We start from the raw sequence: 16,803 nt of genomic DNA on the forward strand, positions 1-16,803 counted from the left end.
ACTTTAAAAAAATAACAAATAACGACTAAATATAAACAAAAATTTTTATTATGCAAGTTATTTTTTTTATTTTATTGTTTTTCATTTTTACAAATAGCAATAGCTTTGCAAATACGCAGTGTAAAACAGAGATATGCAAGCAGGTATATACTGGGGATATTCAAAGAGTTGAGGCAATTTTGAAAAAGAATAAAAAACAAATCAATGTAAAGGAAAATCACGGAAATTCTCTGCTGCATATTGCTGTTTTAAATCAAGATTTATCAATGATAAAAATCTTGTTAAAATATGGGGCTAATATTAATGCCCAAGACAAAGGTGGGGCAACTGCCTTGCATATTGCGGCACGTGGAAATTTAAATACAGTAGTTGAAGCTTTACTTGAGGCAAATGCGGATATTAATATTCAAGATAATGAAGGATTTAGTGCAATTATGAGGGCTGTTTTACTTGGCAAATCTGAGGCGGTAATTACTATACTTGCATCAAAGGCTCCAAGCTGTAAAATTAAGAATAATTATGGTCAAAATCTACCATCAATTAACCCAATTAAATTATCAGATGAGGCAAAAAAGATTTTAAAAGCTTATGTTAAAGAATGTCAAAATAACTAGGCTATGGCTGGAAAATTGAATGTAAAATTAGCAAATGAATTTGCAAAAAACCCAGATATTAACATGAATTCTACGCTAATTTACGGTAATGATGACGCTGTTATGCTTTATTTTAGCGACGCGCTGAAACTTGGCTATAAAAATCTTGGATTTCAAGTCAAAACCCTCAATTTTGAGACAAAAAACATCGCAAATGCTATATCGGATGAGCTAAATTCTGTAGATTTTTTTGCTGAAAAAAAAGTATTGATAATAAGCGATATAAAGGACAAGGATTTTGAAAAGCTTGAGACGCAAATTGACAGGCTGGATGGAGATAAAATCATTTTTTTAGTCAGCGATATTGCAAAAAATCCACAAATTCGAGATTTTCATGAGAAATCATCAAAAAAAGCAGTATCCATCGCGTGTTATCCACTTGAAAGACAAGACTGTATTAATCAAATTTCCAAGATTTTAAATGAAAACGACATTGTTCCGGAAGATAGAGCAATTATTGAGAATTTAGCTGATTTAATCGGCAATAATCCATTTGACATTCGAAATGAAATGGAAAAAATTTCAATACTTTGTAGCAAGACAAAAACACTAAAATATACCGATATAGAAAGCATAATTAACACAAATGACGACAGTCTTTTTAACTTAATTGATGCGTTTTTCCTCAAAAGAATTGGAAATATTTCAAAATATGCCATGGAGTGTGAAGAAAATGGCGTAAATTCCGTGATTATCGCGCGAAGTTTATATAAACATGCGTGCAAAATTTTAAACGCAATTTTCAACATTAAAGGCGGATCATCCCGTGAAATTGAAGCGAAAAATGCAGGGATTTTCTTCAAGAAAACAGCAGTTTTTTACAGCCAAATTGACACATGGAACCCAAAAGATCTTGAAAGAATTATTGTAAAACTTGTGTTTTTAGATAAGAATTTGCGCATGGCATCTGATAAGTCGGCAATGCCCGAAATTCTCAATTTACTGAGAAGGTAGCTACGGTAATGATGTAGCGAGTTCTTATAAAATAATAGTTGACTTTTATTATTTTATGCCTAGGATAGAAATGTTTAATGTTTTTTATATGCAAGGTAAATCTAATTTATCAGGTTCAATGCAAAGATTATTACAGTTCTTTGAACAGAAAGAATTATGTTATAAAGAGAAAAGTGCAACATTTATGCAATCTATTCGCAATGTATCAGCATTGATCGCTTTGGTCGAGGAAGCAAATGTTGAGTTATCTTTGTTAAATACAATATTTGCTTTTATAAAAGTTGACAATTTTAATCTACAATGTGATGATTTTTCATATATTGAAATTGCTATTAACAATATAATGCAATGCATTGATAAAAATTCTACTCAGCAATCAAAGTTAAATGACTTGTTAATCGATTTTCATAATAGTATAAATGAATATAAAAATTTGATTGAAATAAAAGATACACAAGAGGAGAGTATTCCTTCTCAAAGAATGCAAGATTCAAGCTACGATACTCGGCCAATAAGAAGTAGCAATGTTTCTTTTTCTCGAAGTGTTGTAGGAGTTGGTAGATGTGGTGCTTATGATGAATTAAACACGCAAAATATTGGAATAGAGGAGCTTGAAGATAATGACTTTAATCCTCCATATTCATCAAGCGATGAACACAATAGGAATAAAAGAATGCCATTAAATGTTGCGAAAGATTTTGATTTCCTTGATCACGATAAACAAGAGAAATTAATGCCATTATCAGAGTTTCGTAAAAAGATTAATCAAGTAATGCAGGAGGAAAGATCAATTAGATTCTCTCCAGTTAATCCAGAAGAATTTGATCGCTTTCTTGAAACAAATCAGAATTCTTTTGCAGAAAATTATACAGCAAATTTAAAAAAACCAAGTTGTCAATCTCGTTTTTAATAATAATCTTGACTTTTAATCTTTGCCTTTTATTTTTTGTGAAAGATTTGTAAATTCATGAAGACTTACTATATTACAACGCCGATTTATTATGTAAATGATAAGCCGCATATTGGTCACTGGTATACAACTATTGCAACCGATATTTTATATCGCAATTTTATGCTTTCCGGTTTTGATGCAAGAATGCAGACTGGGACGGATGAACATGGGCAAAAAATACAAAAATCCGCCGAAAAAAAAGGAATAAATGAAATGCAGTTTTGCAACGAAGTCTCTGGTGAATTTTACAAAATGACAGTGCTTGCAAATTGCGCTTGTAGTTATAAAAATGCTGACATAGCCAATTTTAATGAGTTTGAAAATGCAAAAAACGCACTAAGTAACAATAAAGAAGATTTGTTTTCACAAGGGGAAAATTTCATTCGCACAAGCGAGGGTAGAGATAAAAATACCGGCGAAATTACCGAGCAGTCTTTAAAAGAAGGCAGGCATGTAAAATTTGTGATAGATTTTTGGAATAAATTACTTGAAAATGGCTTTATATATAAGGGAAAATATGAGGGCTGGTATGCTGTGCGTGATGAAGCGTTTTATGGTGAAAGTGAGATTGTAAATGGCAAAGCGCCAAGCGGAGCTGAGGTTGAATGGCGTGTTGAAGAGTGCTATTTTTTTAAATTATCTGCATTTCAGAAGATATTAATTGCTCTTTTAAATGCAAAAAAAGACATGGTAATGCCGCATGAAAAATATACAGAGGTCTTAGCTTTTATTTCAGGAATGCGATTTACAGATGCCCAAAAAGGCGAGTTTAAACCTGATGTTTTAATTGATTTATGCGTCTCTCGCCCAGGTTTAAAATGGGGAATACCGGTACCAAATGAAGAAAATCAGTCAATTTATGTATGGCTTGATGCACTGACTAATTATATTTCAGCACTTGGTGAAAAAGCCGATAAATACTGGCTAAATCGCAATAATGAATCTGTGGTTTCTCATATTGTCGGTAAGGATATTTTGCGTTTTCACTGCGTGTATTGGCCTGCTTTTTTACTTGCAAGTGTCATGAAAATAGATGAAATAAACAGCATTAATAATCTTGAAATATCCGATATTTACAATAAAATCAAGCCATATCTTAAAATCTTGCCAGATAAAATTTACGCACATGGCTGGTGGACGAATAATGGTGAAAAAATCTCAAAATCCCTTGGTAATGTGATAAATCCCGAAGATGAAATATCATATATCGAAAGTCTTGGAGCGCAAAATACACTTGCAGTCGATTATTTTCGCTATTTCCTGCTGCGCGCCATGCCTTTTGGTAACGACGGGGACTATTCACGCTCAAAATTAGTACTTACAGTAAATGCAGATTTAGTAAATACAATCGGCAATTTAACGCAACGAACAGTTTCAATGGCGCATAAATATTTAAACTCAGAGGCAGTTATCAAAATTTCGGAAAACGCACGAGAGGCGATTAAAAAAAGTGTTGATAATTACAGCAAATATGACATTTTAAACGCAATTGAAGAGGCTTTAATGCTTGCTCGCCTTGCAAACGAAACAATCGATAAAACCGCACCATGGAAGCTTGCCAAAGATGGAAAAATTGAGGAAATTTCACAGATTTTATCAAGCCTTTTGGGTGATATTTTGTCAATTGCCTCATTATTGCAGCCAATTTGCCCTTTTGCATCATCGAAAATTCTGCAAATTTTCAACCAAAAACACGCTAAATATGGCGATATTTTGAATCTTGACGGCGTGAAAATAAATCTTTTGCAAAGTGATGAAATATTGTTTCCTAGGTTGGTTTTTGAGGAAAATATTAAAAAATAACCTATTGCAATCGATTTATGAATATTTAGTATCAAGGTGTATTATTTTTACAAAAAAAACTTGACTATTATTTTTCTCTAAAGTGAAATCAAATGAATTGGGCACCTAGCTCAGCTGGTAGAGCAGTTGACTTTTAATCAATTGGTCCCGGGTTCGAGTCCCGGGGTGCCCACCAAATTTTCATTTTTTTTGCTTTGATTTAAAAAATAAAATACTTGACTTTTAAAATATTTTATTATTATTCTAAGGTAATATTTTTTCTGTTTAGTTATGTCTAAATTAAAATTGATTCTTTTATTTGCTTTATCTGCATCGATTATTGCTTGCTCAGGCAAGGGATCTTTGGATAAAATTGGTGGACCGTCTTGGATTTTTGATCCATATTCAGTTGCGAAAGATAAAAATGAAGTTGCTGCAGTTGGTATATCCGATCCGACTCAAGGTGGTGTAAAATTGCAAATTGCACAAGCTGAGGCTGATGCTCTTGGAAATCTTGCATCTCAAATAAAAACAACTGTTGATAAAATTGTTACTGACTCTATATCAAAAAATGAAAACATTAAGGCTGGTAAAGATGGTAAGAAAGATGTTGTTGCTAAAGATGAAACAATTGAAAAGAAATTCTCTTCTGTAAACAGTGCTATAGTTGATAAATTATCTCTTGCTGGTGCTAGAAGAACTGATATATGGCAAGATCCAAAGACTGGAACGCTATATGTTAGAATGGTTATGGATATAGCTAGAGTTGAAGATCATTTCAAAAAATCTGCTAGAATGTACAAAGCCCTAGAAAATGAAGGTGTTGATAAAAATACTGTAAAGAAATTAACAGATGATATTCTTGGTGCTAAGCTTCAAAATGAAGTTAAAACTTCACAAGTTGATGCCAAGTAATAAAAATGCTTATTGATACTCATTGCCATCTTGATTATATTATTAGAGATGGCAGTGACATAGACGATATTATAAATAAATCCTCATTGTCTGGTGTTGATAAAATAATTACAATATCAACCCTAACAGAAAAATTTGATGAAATGATTTTACCCATTATTAATAAGTATAGTAATGTTTATTGCTCTATAGGAACACATCCCGATAATGTAGATATTGATACTTTTGATTATGAATTTGCACTTAAAAAGTGTAATGATTTTAAAAAAATAATATGCATTGGTGAAACGGGTATAGATTTATATAGACCGGATAGTAATCCATCTTTAAAAAATCAAAGATTATCTTTTGAAAAACACCTTGAACTTGGCAAAAATATAAATTTACCAACTATAGTGCATTCAAGAGCTGCAGAGCAAGAGACTATTGATGTAGTATCTAATTTTAAATCAAATAAAATTGTAATGCACTGCTTTACAGGTTCCTTAGATTTTGCGCGCAAATGCTTAAATCTTGGAGCATATATATCAATTTCTGGAATAGTGACTTTTAAAAATGCTAGTGAAATAAGAGAATTGTTGGATTTTATACCACTTGATAGAATGTTGATAGAAACAGATGCTCCATTTTTGGCGCCAGTTCCATACAGAGGTAAGCAGAATCAGCCGGCATTTTTGAAAGATACAGCAATATATATTTCTGAGTATTTGAAGTTGGAATTTGAAAAATTTGCTGAAATTATTACCAAAAATGTAAATATTTTGTTTAATATATAAAATATTTATAGGCTAATATTGTAAATTATTCCTTGACTTTCTAAAATAAAGATATATTATTATTTTGAAAAAAGGCTTTGTATGAAAAATATTTTTGCATTGATTGCTATAATGTGCTTTTGCATTATGTTCACAACAAGTGCAAAATCTGCTATATCTGAGTTAACATCAGATGAAAGATCTCAAAATGTTAAAGATGCTAGACTTGCCGAAACAAATGACATTGCAAGGGTATTGTGCAATATTGTAAATCAGGTAAAATTTATAACAGGTCCATTGTTTGGAATTGTTATTGCTGTTGCTGGAATAGGTGTTATACAGGGAAAAGTTCAGCCTTATTTGATTATATGGATTACAATAGCTGGATTTATAATATATGGTGCCGCAGTTGTTGTGGAATTTTTATCAATGGGTAAAATAAAAGATGGCTGCTCATGTTATACAAAAGTTCCAAAAATAACATTTATTGATGCAAATGGAGTAAAGCAAACAGTAATGCAAGACTTAAAATTAGATAAAAATTGTAATTCTACAGATGCAAATATACCAGTTAACTAGAAATAAAAAGCACGCCTTTTCCTCAATTGTTGAAATTACGGTTGTGATAATGATAACTACTGCAATTTCATTAATGGCAATTAATGCTGTAAAATCTTTAGTAAATAGCCATACTGTCTATAAAATATCTCAAGAGGCAACAAATATTTTTCAAGCTATTCAAAATTTTAAAAATGCCTATACTGCGTTTCCGGGAGATTTACCATGCGCTGATTTATCTAATGGAAAGTTTAGTGGTGGATATTTACAAACAAATTGTAATACCATTATGACGACAACGCCTGCAACAAGTGACGATATATTTACAATGCCACTTAGTAGGCATATAAATATATACAAAGCGCAACTTGCTTTTGCTCAAATGGTAAAAGCGGAATTTTTGGATTATGAAATAGATATGAATTATCAACTTCCTGCAAAGTGCAATGCATTGTCTTCAGCTGGCGGGAAAACTTTGCCGATATCAAGGCCATTGAAAATATCATCTTGGGTTATAGCTTTTGATACATCATCTTACGTTGTAAATACAGCAAATCAAACTCCTCAAAATAGTGTTGCATATACAAGCGATATATATCCAAATGTCACAAGTAAAATTAAGCTCGTGCTTTTTAATAATTCAAGTATTGCAAATTGCACAATAGATGTAAATTCGGGAATAGGGGCTGTTTCATCAAGTATTGCATATATGCTTGATTTAAAAATTGATGACGGCATGCCATCTTCCGCACAGGGTAAAGTTATAGCAGATGCAGCAGCTACAAATAAGTGTAAAACAACTGTGGCTACTGGTGCATCAATCACCTCGTCTCAATATCAGGATAACTCCGATAACACGCGAAATAACGCATGTGTACTGACTTTTATACAATAAGGCATTGAAAAATAAGTGAAAAATATATAAAAAAAATATTTTTTTCTTGCAAAATATATTTTTAGGATTTCAAGTTAGATAAAGTTAAACCTATTTTTTGTTTTAGTATTTTTATGCAGTCTTCAAAATCGTTTTTTAGTGCCTCAAAAATGAGTTCCTTGGTTTTGGCAAATAGAGTTCTCGATAGCGGAAAGTGCGAGGATGTAGTTCATTATCATGGAATATCAAATTACCTTGTTTCTGATGTAATTGTTGCAACTGCAACTTCTGAGAGACATTGTAAAGCCATTGGTGAGCGTCTTGAGGAAGCTTTAAAGGATAATAATATATCATTTATTAGCAGCACAAGTTCTTCAGATGTGGCAAATTCTAATGATTGGGTTGTTATTGACTGCGAAAAAGAGTCATTAATGATTCACATAATGACTGAAGAAAAAAGGGATTATTATAAAATAGATCAATTGATTTCGCAAATGTCAAAAGGTCAAGCTAAGATATCGCAATCACATCAAATTAAGGAGGTTGCAAAGGTGGGAAGCAAATTACAAAAATCTGCTCCAATTGCAAAAAAAGTAACTAAACCTGTAGCTCAGAAAAAAGCAGTTGCACAAGTTAAAAAAGTTGCACAAAAATCTGCTCCAATTGCAAAAAAAGTAACTAAACCTGTAGCTCAGAAAAAAGCAGTTGCACAAGTTAAAAAAGTTGCACAAAAATCTGCTCCAATTGCAAAAAAAGTAACTAAACCTGTAGCTCAGAAAAAAGCAGTTGCTATCAAGCAAAATGCTAAACCTGTAATTCAAAAGAAAGCGGTTGTAGCTCCAGTGATAAAGAAAATTGCAAGTGCGAATAATAATCCTATTATTGGTAACAGAATTCAACAAAATTCTAGCGTGCTTTCAAAATTACAAAGTATTATTAATAAAAATAAAATATAATATATTGTTATAGATAATATTTATTTGCCCATTATAGAGATATAGTGGGCATTTTGTTTTTATAACCCTTAAATAATATGCCAGTAAAACAGAATAGAAAAACCAAAATAGCAAAGCTGGTGGGTCTGGTCGGGATTGAACCGACGACCAAAACATTATGAGTGTTCTGCTCTAACCACTGAGCTACAGACCCAAGGCACTTATAATAAGAGTGAAAATAATAGTCAAGAAAAAATTAAATTGTAAAGACTTATAGTGCAATATTTCTTTAGATCGTTTGGAATATTTTTATTTCTTTTTTCTTAAATATGTTCTATAAAATAATGTCCACAAGACACAAATTTGAATAGAAAATGCACTAATATTTAAATAAAACTGTGCCGTATTTGTTGTTACATGTCCAAATGCTGCATAGGATATGCTAGTTACAACAAAACAAAGATAAATAATAACTTCTATCTTTTGCAAGCCTCTTGACCGTAAAATGTACGCACCTTCTAGTATAAGGCCAAAATTCATAAATGCATCACCGATAATTATCATCCACTCGGGATCAGAAAACCAGTGAGATATACCATGTAAAATAGATTCGTACATCTTTTTTTTTAAAATTAAGAATTAAAGATGAAGTAAAAAAATATAAGTCAAGTTTTTTTATGATAATTAAATTATTATTTATTTGAGTAATTTAATGAATGAATAAATTTAGATTATTATTGAGCTTTACCGTATATTTCATTTTTTTTATTTGCAATTTTTTCTTTTAAATAATCTGGGTTAATATTTATTTCGGAATTGCTAAAAACTAAGATAATTGGCCTTGTATCATCATTAATTAGTTGTTTTGAAAACTCATTTACATCATCAAGTGAAATATTCTCAAATATTGCAAAATCTTCTTTTTTTGTAAAATAATGAATGTTGTGCATTGTTTTTTCTTGGTTACGAAATGCTTTACGCATTGATGTAGTATAGTTATTTTGCTTTTCTGCATCAATAATATATGAAGGTTTTGCGGAATTATAGTGTTCATTAAAAAGATCTTGTGGAATATTATTTATGGAGTCTATAAACTCGTCAACCATTATTTTATATACTTTTTCTGCACTTTCAGCAGATGTATTAACATTTACACAATAAAATCCAAGATTATTTGGGTAAAATGTTGGATCGCAATAAGATCCATATATTAAACCATTTTCCTCTCTCATTTTCTTAAAAAATATTGATCTTGAGCCACCTTGGCAAACAATATTACTAAAAATTGATGAAACATGATATAATTTTGTTTTCTTATTTTGCAATTCTTTACTAAAATTATTAGCATTAAAACATATTGCAATTATAATACCATTATACTTGAGATCTTTTTTAAATGCGTATGGTAATTTTTGATAATTAAATACTGGCTCTTCTTTTGTATTGTTGATCTTGCCTTTGTCAATATTTTGTGAATTTTCTTCTACTAATTTTACAATGTCTTTGTGTTTAATGTTTCCAGCTGATACAGAAACTACAATATTACTGCCTGTATATTTTTGTTTCATGAAATTTTGTAATTTCTCAAGTGTTGCATTTTTTATTACGTCCTCTATACCTATTGGAACATGGGAAAAGCCACTTTCTGGATTAAATAAAGCCTCATTTGCAAATTGTGCGAATCTACTATAATGTGAATTTTCCCATCTTCTATATTCTTCTAAAATTACTTTTATTTCTTTATCAAAATCTTCATCTTTGATATAAAAATTTTGTAGCATATCAAAATATATTTTAATTGTTTCGTTTAAATCTTCATTCATTTGTTGTGAATAGTATAAAACATTAAGATATGAAGTTTCTGCATTTTGATAGCCACCTCTTGAGAGTTTAAAAGATATTTCATCTGCATTTCTTGTTTTTGTGCCTTTAAATAACAAATGCTCAAGTATATGAGCATATCCATAATTTTCTGCATCTTCGTATATAGAGCCACCTCTAATGCCTATAACTATTCCAGCTAATTTAGAGTTATTGTTTTCAGTTATAACTGTTATTCCATTTTTTAAGATAGTTTTTTTTACTTTATTGTAATTGTTGATAAAAAACATTACACTGTAATATGATATTATTGCTAGAATTAATAAGCTAAAAAATCTGATATAATTAAATTTTCTTAACATTTTATGATAATAATTGATGTAAGTAAAGGACTTACTCATAAAATAAAAGTCAAAATATTTTTTTATATAAAAAATTAATGAAATTTAGATAATATATAACTATTAAAAATAATTTGCGTTTTATTTTTTTTATGTTAGAAAATATTAACTTTTATTGTATAATGCCTGCAAAGCTTATTAAAATTGCAATAGATGCTATGGGCGGTGATGATGCGCCAGATGTTCCGGTAAATGGAATTAAGGTTTTTTTATCGACCTTTCCAAGCGAAAATGTAATCTTTAAGGTGTATGGCGATGAGCAAATTTTAAGAAGAAAAATGCTTGGCATTGATAGAGCAAGATACGAAATTATACACTGTGAAAACAAGATAGAATCTGATGAAAAGCCATCACTTGCGGTTCGTCAAAGCAAGGGAACGAGTATGCGCGCAGCAATTGAGGCGGTAAGTAGTAAAGAGTGCGATGCATCAATTTCTGGCGGCAATACCGGGGCTTTAATGGCACTTTCAAAAATTATACTAAAAACGGCAAAAGATATTGATAGACCTGCAATTTGTGCTATGATGCCAACTAAAAGTGGCAAGTGTGTTTTACTTGACATGGGTGCAAATATTGATGTTACAGCACAGAATTTACTTGAATTTGCCTTTATGGGAGAGGCTTTTGCACAGGTTGTTTTGAAAAAACGCAAGCCAACAGTCGGGCTTTTAAATATTGGCTCGGAAGAAATGAAAGGGCATGCTTATATTCACGAAGCGGCTGAAAAAATACGGGCAAGCCACTTAAAAGATCAATTTATAGGATATATAGAGCCTGATAAGATATATACAGGCGAAGTTGACGTTATTGTAACAGATGGATTTACGGGAAATATTGTGATAAAATCTGCCGAAGGCCTTGGTAAAATGATTAAGATACTGCTTAAGAGAGCATTTTCATCAAGTATTTTTGCTGTAGTTGGTGCTATTTTGTGTGGAATGTCTGTTAAAAGAACCATGAAAAAAATGGATCCAAATAACTACAACGGGGGAATGTTTATCGGTTTAAATGGGGTGTCAATAAAAAGTCACGGCGGCGCTGATAAATATGGCTTTGCAAATGCGATAATGACAGCGGTTTCAATTGTAAAAGAGGAAATGCACAGGAAAATTGTGGAGAAAATTAATTTGTCTTGAATTATTCTGTATTATTATTTGACAGTATTATTTTAAAATAATTAATGTCCGACTGCATTTTGTTTGGTAACTTTTGAATTGCTTTTAATATCAGAATTTTCTTTTAAATTTGCATCTTTTACGATTTTTACTGCCTGTTTGTAGACATGTAAATTAACTTCTTTTTGATTTGTTATTTTTACTTTGCTTTCTTTATTTTGGCTTTCTTCTTTGTATTCATATTTTGTTTGTTTCAAAGCGCAAGCTTCATTTTTAGTAAGAGGTCGTTCTATTTTATAACCAACGCCAATGTTTGCTGCAATTTTTGCTACATCAATTATTCCATTTCCTTTATTTACTGTATTTTCAAGTGCATTTGCAATTGCCGCAGCAGTTTCGCCACAAGATTTATTAGTATTGAAAGATGTATATTGAATGCCTTTTAAGTTATATAAAGGTTTTATTACAAAGCCGCCATTGTCCATAATGTGCTTTGCGCCATTTTCATCTTTTGCTATCACTAAAAAATGACCAGGAATAGAGATTAATTTTTGCTCTCCATTTTTCATTTTATCAAATGCTTTTTGCATGTCAAAGACAAGTTCGGATCCATTTTGTTTCATTTTTTGATTGTTATGACTGTCGTGAACTTCGTCAGCGCTCATGCCTTTTTGCCCACTAAGTAGATTATAAAGTAGTATAAATGGGGATAAAATTATAATAATTGGTGCAGCCAAAATAACCCAAAATTTATTCATAAAATATAATATACAGTTGATTTTAATGATTTATCTATAAAAAGCAATAAAAAAATGCTTCCAAAAAAATAATCTCAGCTTCCAACTTAATTGCAATTTTTTTCGCTTTTGATTACTAATTCAGGTCTTGAAATTATAAAATCCCACGAAGGCCTACGTCTTACGGCATATAAATGCCCAGCAGGCTATTGGACTATTGGATATGGGTGTAGAATTCGTGAAGCATCTGGAAAATTCGTCGATAATTCCTGCAGTTTTGATGACTTACCTGTAAAGGAAATTACAAAAGATAGTGCTGAAAAGATTATTTTAGAGAGAATTTCAGAGTTTGAAATTGATGTAAAAAAGCACTTCAAAAATATTGAAAAGCTGAATGATAATCAATATTCTGCACTCATTTGCCTTGTTTATAACTGTGGCATTTCAACTATTGGCTCGGGACTTAAAAATTTAATCGAAAATGATCCAAATAACTTCGATGCAGTCGAGAAAATCTGGCTAAAATACAATAAATCTGGCGGTAAAGTAATGTCTGGGCTAACAAAGCGAAGAATTGACGAGTTTAATCTTTACAAAACGCAGGTAAAACCTGAATCTTTTAATATTGTGCAAAATTTTATACACGGTGAAGCCTCGATAAATAAGGCAAAATTTGATGAAAATACTAGAAAAACAGCCTTTGATATTGAAAAAAATAAAATAAATGAGAGTAAAAATAATAAAAATATCAACAATAATCAATTAAGCACGGATAAAATAAAATCTTTTGATGCAATCACAAATCAAAAATATACTGAAAATAACATACCTTCACAAAATGAAATAAATATCAAAGAAACCCGCTCTGATATTGAGGAAAATGAAGAATTTATTCAAAATGGTGAAAATACTGAAAAAAACACATCTAATGCTCTAAAAAACACAACACAATCAACAACTTTTTCTAACATTATGTCAAACTCACTTTTTAAAACCCTTGCCGAAAAAGGCATTGAACTTGGCGCGTCTTTTATCCCAGGTGGAAGCCTTGTGCAAGGTGCGGTTAAATCAATTGCAAAATCACTTCTTGGAAACGAAAATGCAAGCGAAAATGAAGTCATTGATGCAGTTCAAAAAGCAAATCCTGAGCAACTTCAAATGATTAAAAACGAACTTGAAAAACTAGAGCTTGAGCTTGCGATAGAAGAGCAAAATACAAAGCAGGCTGAACAATTGACAGAGCAGATGGGCATACAAAGTGAAATGAAAGGAATGGATTTTTTCTTATCGTTTCTTGACAAAATGCGCGATAAATTCTTCAGAAATAGCGTAATTTTTTATGCTTTTTACATACATATTTTTTCAGTATTATGCCTTTGGTATACTTCGCTTGATAAATTTCAAGACAATCATTTTATGATAAATACGCATAGAGGTGTGTTTATTTGCCTTATTTGTACAGCCTTTGCCCCAATTGCAATCATGTTTAGACCGCTTTATAAAGTACTATGCTCAATGACTAAAAGTGTCGAGACTGCTGCTATTGCACCAGCTAAAACAATGGATGCTGTAGAGAAAATAAGTAAAGATATTTACTCTGGCATTAAAAGAGTGCGCGCCAAACAATAAAGAAAAATTGCATCCTCTACAATAATCACAGTTGCCATCGGGATATTTACACCAACTTCAACGACTGTGGTTGCGATTAAAAGTGCTATATTTCCATGTTGAAAATCGTTAATAATTGCGTTAAAATGGGACAAATACCTTGCTATATTAAAGGTTTATGTGATGAATATATTGATGTTTGCTTTATCTCAAAGAAAGGATTTAGTGTAAAAAAGCGAGTTTTCTAGTAGAAAATTTGAGTACTTTTATATTCAATTTGGTGCCTCCGGAGGGACTTGAACCCCCACACCCGCAAAGGTAGTAGATTTTGAGTCTACCGCGTCTACCAGTTCCACCACGAAGGCATTACGAACAATCTATAATATAAAATATAATTTTCAAGTCTTTTTTCTCATCAAATATGTTAATTTATTTTTTTGAGTGTTTTAATTGCTGTTTATGTATTTAGAGTTTAAAGTTTGATGATTGAGAGGTGATTATTAAATCTTTGTTATGCAGCATTATTAGATGTATTTGTTCCACTTGGCAATGCTTCAGTTGATGCTGGGGCAGAGTTTGCGTCATTTGACTGAGGTTTTTTTGATTTTTCAGGTTTTTTAATCGTAATTTCTTGTTTTGGAACTGGTGTCTTTTTTATAAGTTTCTTTGTAAGAGATTTATCTTCATAATATTTAATTTTTTTTGTGCGTATTGGCGAAGATGCTTCGACCAATATAATTTGATAGTCTTTATCCATTGATATAACTTCTTGTGGTAGCAAGAGTGCACGAGATGTAGATGATGTGCTCATTGATCTTGAGCCTGGATTTAGGTCAAAAAATCTTGGCTTACTATAAGAGTCCGATTCAACTGATTGATTACCGCACAGTTCGGAAATTAATTTTGCAGTTTCAACATTATTCGCGGCAAAGGTAATACGATATGTAGAGTTTGATAGGAATGAATTCATTCCGGCGTCTTCGTAGGTTCCTTTTAACTGTTGAGTATCTTGAATAATTAAAAACAGACGAACGCGATAACCACGGAAATATGCAATGCCGGCTAGGAATTGTTCAAGTTTACCAAGCGTTGGAAATTCATCCATGAGGAACAAGACTCCGTAAGGTTCGTCTTTTCCAGGCATTTTTTTACTGAGGAATTCAGTTGATTGCTGATAAAACATTGCCATTAGGCACTTTAGACGTTGAATATTATCTGGCGTTAGCCCGACGAAGACAGTAGTGGGCTTTTTCTTAAATGTTTGGACGTTGAAATCACTTCTGCTTGTGCATTGGTCAATAATTGGGTTGGCCCAAAGCTCAAGCCCTGAGTTAAGTGTTGAAGTTACAGAGCCACGCTCTTTATCTGGTTTTTGAAGCCAAGCTGCAAGATTCATATATGCAACTGGGTGAATTTTTTCACCTATTGTATCAAGCACAACTGCGATATTATATGCAAAGTCATCACTACGAAGTTCACGAACAACCTGTCCAAAACTTCTTTGTTTTCTACTATCAGAGCATAGATAAAGCATAACGCCAACGCCTAGAGTTCTAGCTTCATTTTCCCAGAATTCCTTTTTTTGAAGCAGTAAGTTTGCAAGTTTTTGAACATCATCCACCATTTGCCCGTATTTCTTTGAGACGAAATCCATTGGATTATAGCAGTGACTTATTCCATCTGAATCTGCAGGTGACCAGACATATACATCTTGGTTCATGTGTTTTTTTCTCCATCCACTACCAAGATCAAAGTTTTCAAGTTTTATGTCATGGCATATAAAAGATTCGCGCCAAAATACAGTATTTGGAATTGCAAACCCAACACCTTTACCAGAACCTGTTGGAGCAAATAGCATGATATGCTGAAAACCTGAGCTAATAAGGTATTTTCCAGGTTTCCCGCTTGGACACATACCCATTAAAACTCCATCTTTTGCTCTTAAATTTGCAAGTCTAATTTCTTTTTCAGTTGCCCAGTGAGCATCACCATGCACGGATGATTCTTTTTTTACAGGTTCGTAGTCGATAAATTTTCTTATGTTTTTAATAGCTATGTATAATCCTATACAGTGTGGAATAAAAAAAGAAATTATGATTTTTGGTAATATAAATCCTGCATTATCAAACATAATGACATTTTTATACGCCCACCAGTATAGTAAATATTTTGATGTATATTGATATACAATATTTAGATGAGTTACAAAGTCGAAATTTTGTACAAAATTGGAAAACAATTGAGTCATCCATGCTACATTTGTCATTAAAGATAGAAAGGCTATTGAGCCGAAATATTCTAAGCCAAAGAAGAAAAAAAATACAATAGACCCTTTGATAATGAAATTTTGAAATTTTCTATTTCCTTTTTTCGGATCAAATACTTTTGCCATTTGTATAAAAATAGGTTTTTTGCAAAAGAAAAATATCAATGCTTTTTTTATTTGCAACTAATTTTTATTTTTTTACTTTTACATTAGGTAAATATACTGAAATAGGTCAATTTGTACACAAATGTCATTAGAAAATCTCAGTATTAATCAATATTTTTATACGAATTTCAATAGCTATGGATATTTAAAATTTTTTTTATGTAATTTTCTCCGATAAACGCTCAATGCAAGCAAAAAAAGCAAATTTTTTATTTGATTTTTAAGTATTTTACTTTTTATTGAATGTAATGTATTTTTGCTTCCAACAAAAAATACAGCGTATTTATTGTTTAACTGATATTTGATTTTTAC

The 16,803-nt window shown here is 31.5% G+C and carries 16 protein-coding genes and 3 tRNA genes; 12 read left to right on the plus strand and 7 right to left on the minus strand.

The features are described from left to right. Positions 1-50: 50 nt before the first annotated feature. The 10 genes from deia_RS05670 to rsfS all read left to right on the plus strand — a co-directional run bounded on the left by deia_RS05670 (position 51) and on the right by rsfS (position 8,399). Positions 51-614: an ankyrin repeat domain-containing protein gene (locus deia_RS05670; RefSeq protein ID WP_146821437.1), complete on the plus strand. Its 564-nt coding sequence runs from the start codon at positions 51-53 to the stop codon at positions 612-614. A gap of 3 nt (positions 615-617) precedes the next feature. After that, positions 618-1,607 (plus strand): DNA polymerase III subunit delta, encoded by a 990-nt coding sequence (gene holA, locus deia_RS05675; RefSeq protein ID WP_146821439.1) that lies wholly within the window; start codon positions 618-620, stop codon positions 1,605-1,607. Between the two features lie 88 nt (positions 1,608-1,695). Continuing rightward, entirely contained in the window at positions 1,696-2,517 is an 822-nt protein-coding gene (locus deia_RS05680; RefSeq protein ID WP_146821441.1) for a hypothetical protein, read from the plus strand. Positions 2,518-2,574: 57 nt separating this feature from the next. Further along, positions 2,575-4,362 (plus strand): methionine--tRNA ligase, encoded by a 1,788-nt coding sequence (locus deia_RS05685; RefSeq protein ID WP_146821443.1) that lies wholly within the window; start codon positions 2,575-2,577, stop codon positions 4,360-4,362. A 99-nt stretch (positions 4,363-4,461) separates the two neighbouring features. Further along, positions 4,462-4,537: transfer RNA gene (locus deia_RS05690), tRNA-Lys, on the plus strand. Positions 4,538-4,632: 95 nt separating this feature from the next. Beyond that, a complete protein-coding gene (locus deia_RS05695; protein ID WP_146821445.1) occupies positions 4,633-5,256 on the plus strand; it encodes an LPP20 family lipoprotein in 624 nt (207 codons plus the stop codon). Positions 5,257-5,261: 5 nt separating this feature from the next. Further along, a complete protein-coding gene (locus deia_RS05700) occupies positions 5,262-6,032 on the plus strand; it encodes a TatD family hydrolase (protein WP_146821447.1) in 771 nt (256 codons plus the stop codon). A gap of 126 nt (positions 6,033-6,158) precedes the next feature. Next, a complete protein-coding gene (locus deia_RS05705; RefSeq protein WP_222912627.1) occupies positions 6,159-6,590 on the plus strand; it encodes a TrbC/VirB2 family protein in 432 nt (143 codons plus the stop codon). Further along, entirely contained in the window at positions 6,568-7,464 is an 897-nt protein-coding gene (locus tag deia_RS05710; protein WP_146821451.1) for a hypothetical protein, read from the plus strand. Before deia_RS05705 ends, deia_RS05710 begins: the two co-directional genes overlap by 23 nt. Positions 7,465-7,577: 113 nt before the next feature. Next, on the plus strand, positions 7,578-8,399 hold the full coding sequence (gene rsfS / locus deia_RS05715) for a ribosome silencing factor (RefSeq protein ID WP_146821453.1): 822 nt from the start codon (positions 7,578-7,580) through the stop codon (positions 8,397-8,399). Between the two features lie 117 nt (positions 8,400-8,516). Here the strand turns inward: rsfS and deia_RS05720 are convergent. From deia_RS05720 to deia_RS05730, 3 genes are all read right to left on the minus strand, one after another. Continuing rightward, a tRNA-Ile gene (locus deia_RS05720) sits at positions 8,517-8,592 on the minus strand. A gap of 95 nt (positions 8,593-8,687) precedes the next feature. Continuing rightward, positions 8,688-8,996 carry a hypothetical protein gene (locus tag deia_RS05725; RefSeq protein WP_146821455.1) on the minus strand — a complete coding sequence of 103 codons (309 nt, stop codon included), beginning with the start codon at positions 8,994-8,996 and terminating at the stop codon, positions 8,688-8,690. A 116-nt stretch (positions 8,997-9,112) separates the two neighbouring features. Beyond that, a complete protein-coding gene (locus tag deia_RS05730) occupies positions 9,113-10,489 on the minus strand; it encodes a M16 family metallopeptidase (protein ID WP_161982890.1) in 1,377 nt (458 codons plus the stop codon). Between the two features lie 203 nt (positions 10,490-10,692). On the opposite strand from deia_RS05730, the gene plsX reads away from it, so the two are divergent. Beyond that, entirely contained in the window at positions 10,693-11,736 is a 1,044-nt protein-coding gene (gene plsX / locus deia_RS05735) for a phosphate acyltransferase PlsX (RefSeq protein ID WP_146821459.1), read from the plus strand. A gap of 41 nt (positions 11,737-11,777) precedes the next feature. Here plsX and deia_RS05740 read toward each other — a convergent pair whose 3' ends face one another. Next, complete coding sequence (locus deia_RS05740; protein ID WP_146821461.1) at positions 11,778-12,473, minus strand: hypothetical protein; 696 nt, start codon at positions 12,471-12,473, stop codon at positions 11,778-11,780. A 108-nt stretch (positions 12,474-12,581) separates the two neighbouring features. Here deia_RS05740 and deia_RS05745 point away from each other — a divergent pair, with 108 nt between their 5' ends. Further along, positions 12,582-14,081 (plus strand): lysozyme, encoded by a 1,500-nt coding sequence (locus deia_RS05745; RefSeq protein WP_161982891.1) that lies wholly within the window; start codon positions 12,582-12,584, stop codon positions 14,079-14,081. On the opposite strand, the gene deia_RS05750 is transcribed toward deia_RS05745, so the two are convergent. The 3 genes from deia_RS05750 to deia_RS05760 form a co-directional block, all read right to left on the minus strand. Continuing rightward, a complete protein-coding gene (locus deia_RS05750; protein WP_222912628.1) occupies positions 14,045-14,215 on the minus strand; it encodes a helicase-related protein in 171 nt (56 codons plus the stop codon). The genes deia_RS05745 and deia_RS05750 overlap by 37 nt on opposite strands. Before the next feature lie 123 nt (positions 14,216-14,338). Beyond that, positions 14,339-14,425: transfer RNA gene (locus tag deia_RS05755), tRNA-Leu, on the minus strand. Positions 14,426-14,571: 146 nt separating this feature from the next. Beyond that, positions 14,572-16,452, minus strand: a complete 1,881-nt coding sequence (locus tag deia_RS05760; protein ID WP_146821465.1) for a type IV secretory system conjugative DNA transfer family protein — start codon at positions 16,450-16,452, stop codon at positions 14,572-14,574. Positions 16,453-16,803 lie beyond the last annotated feature (351 nt).

Source organism: Candidatus Deianiraea vastatrix, assembly GCF_007993655.1.
In the GTDB taxonomy this organism is placed as follows: domain Bacteria; phylum Pseudomonadota; class Alphaproteobacteria; order Rickettsiales; family Deianiraeaceae; genus Deianiraea; species Deianiraea vastatrix.

What these genes read in the sequence shown, in the direction of transcription:
- deia_RS05670 (WP_146821437.1), top strand. Translation starts at nt 51, where the DNA reads ATGCAAGTTATTTTTTTTATTTTATTGTTTTTCATTTTTACAAATAGC.
- holA (WP_146821439.1), top strand. Translation starts at nt 618, where the DNA reads ATGGCTGGAAAATTGAATGTAAAATTAGCAAATGAATTTGCAAAAAAC.
- deia_RS05680 (WP_146821441.1), top strand. Translation starts at nt 1,696, where the DNA reads ATGCAAGGTAAATCTAATTTATCAGGTTCAATGCAAAGATTATTACAG.
- deia_RS05685 (WP_146821443.1), top strand. Translation starts at nt 2,575, where the DNA reads ATGAAGACTTACTATATTACAACGCCGATTTATTATGTAAATGATAAG.
- deia_RS05695 (WP_146821445.1), top strand. Translation starts at nt 4,633, where the DNA reads ATGTCTAAATTAAAATTGATTCTTTTATTTGCTTTATCTGCATCGATT.
- deia_RS05700 (WP_146821447.1), top strand. Translation starts at nt 5,262, where the DNA reads ATGCTTATTGATACTCATTGCCATCTTGATTATATTATTAGAGATGGC.
- deia_RS05705 (WP_222912627.1), top strand. Translation starts at nt 6,159, where the DNA reads ATGTTCACAACAAGTGCAAAATCTGCTATATCTGAGTTAACATCAGAT.
- deia_RS05710 (WP_146821451.1), top strand. Translation starts at nt 6,568, where the DNA reads ATGCAAATATACCAGTTAACTAGAAATAAAAAGCACGCCTTTTCCTCA.
- rsfS (WP_146821453.1), top strand. Translation starts at nt 7,578, where the DNA reads ATGCAGTCTTCAAAATCGTTTTTTAGTGCCTCAAAAATGAGTTCCTTG.
- deia_RS05725 (WP_146821455.1), bottom strand. Translation starts at nt 8,996, where the DNA reads ATGTACGAATCTATTTTACATGGTATATCTCACTGGTTTTCTGATCCC.
- deia_RS05730 (WP_161982890.1), bottom strand. Translation starts at nt 10,489, where the DNA reads ATGTTTTTTATCAACAATTACAATAAAGTAAAAAAAACTATCTTAAAA.
- plsX (WP_146821459.1), top strand. Translation starts at nt 10,693, where the DNA reads ATGTTAGAAAATATTAACTTTTATTGTATAATGCCTGCAAAGCTTATT.
- deia_RS05740 (WP_146821461.1), bottom strand. Translation starts at nt 12,473, where the DNA reads ATGAATAAATTTTGGGTTATTTTGGCTGCACCAATTATTATAATTTTA.
- deia_RS05760 (WP_146821465.1), bottom strand. Translation starts at nt 16,452, where the DNA reads ATGGCAAAAGTATTTGATCCGAAAAAAGGAAATAGAAAATTTCAAAAT.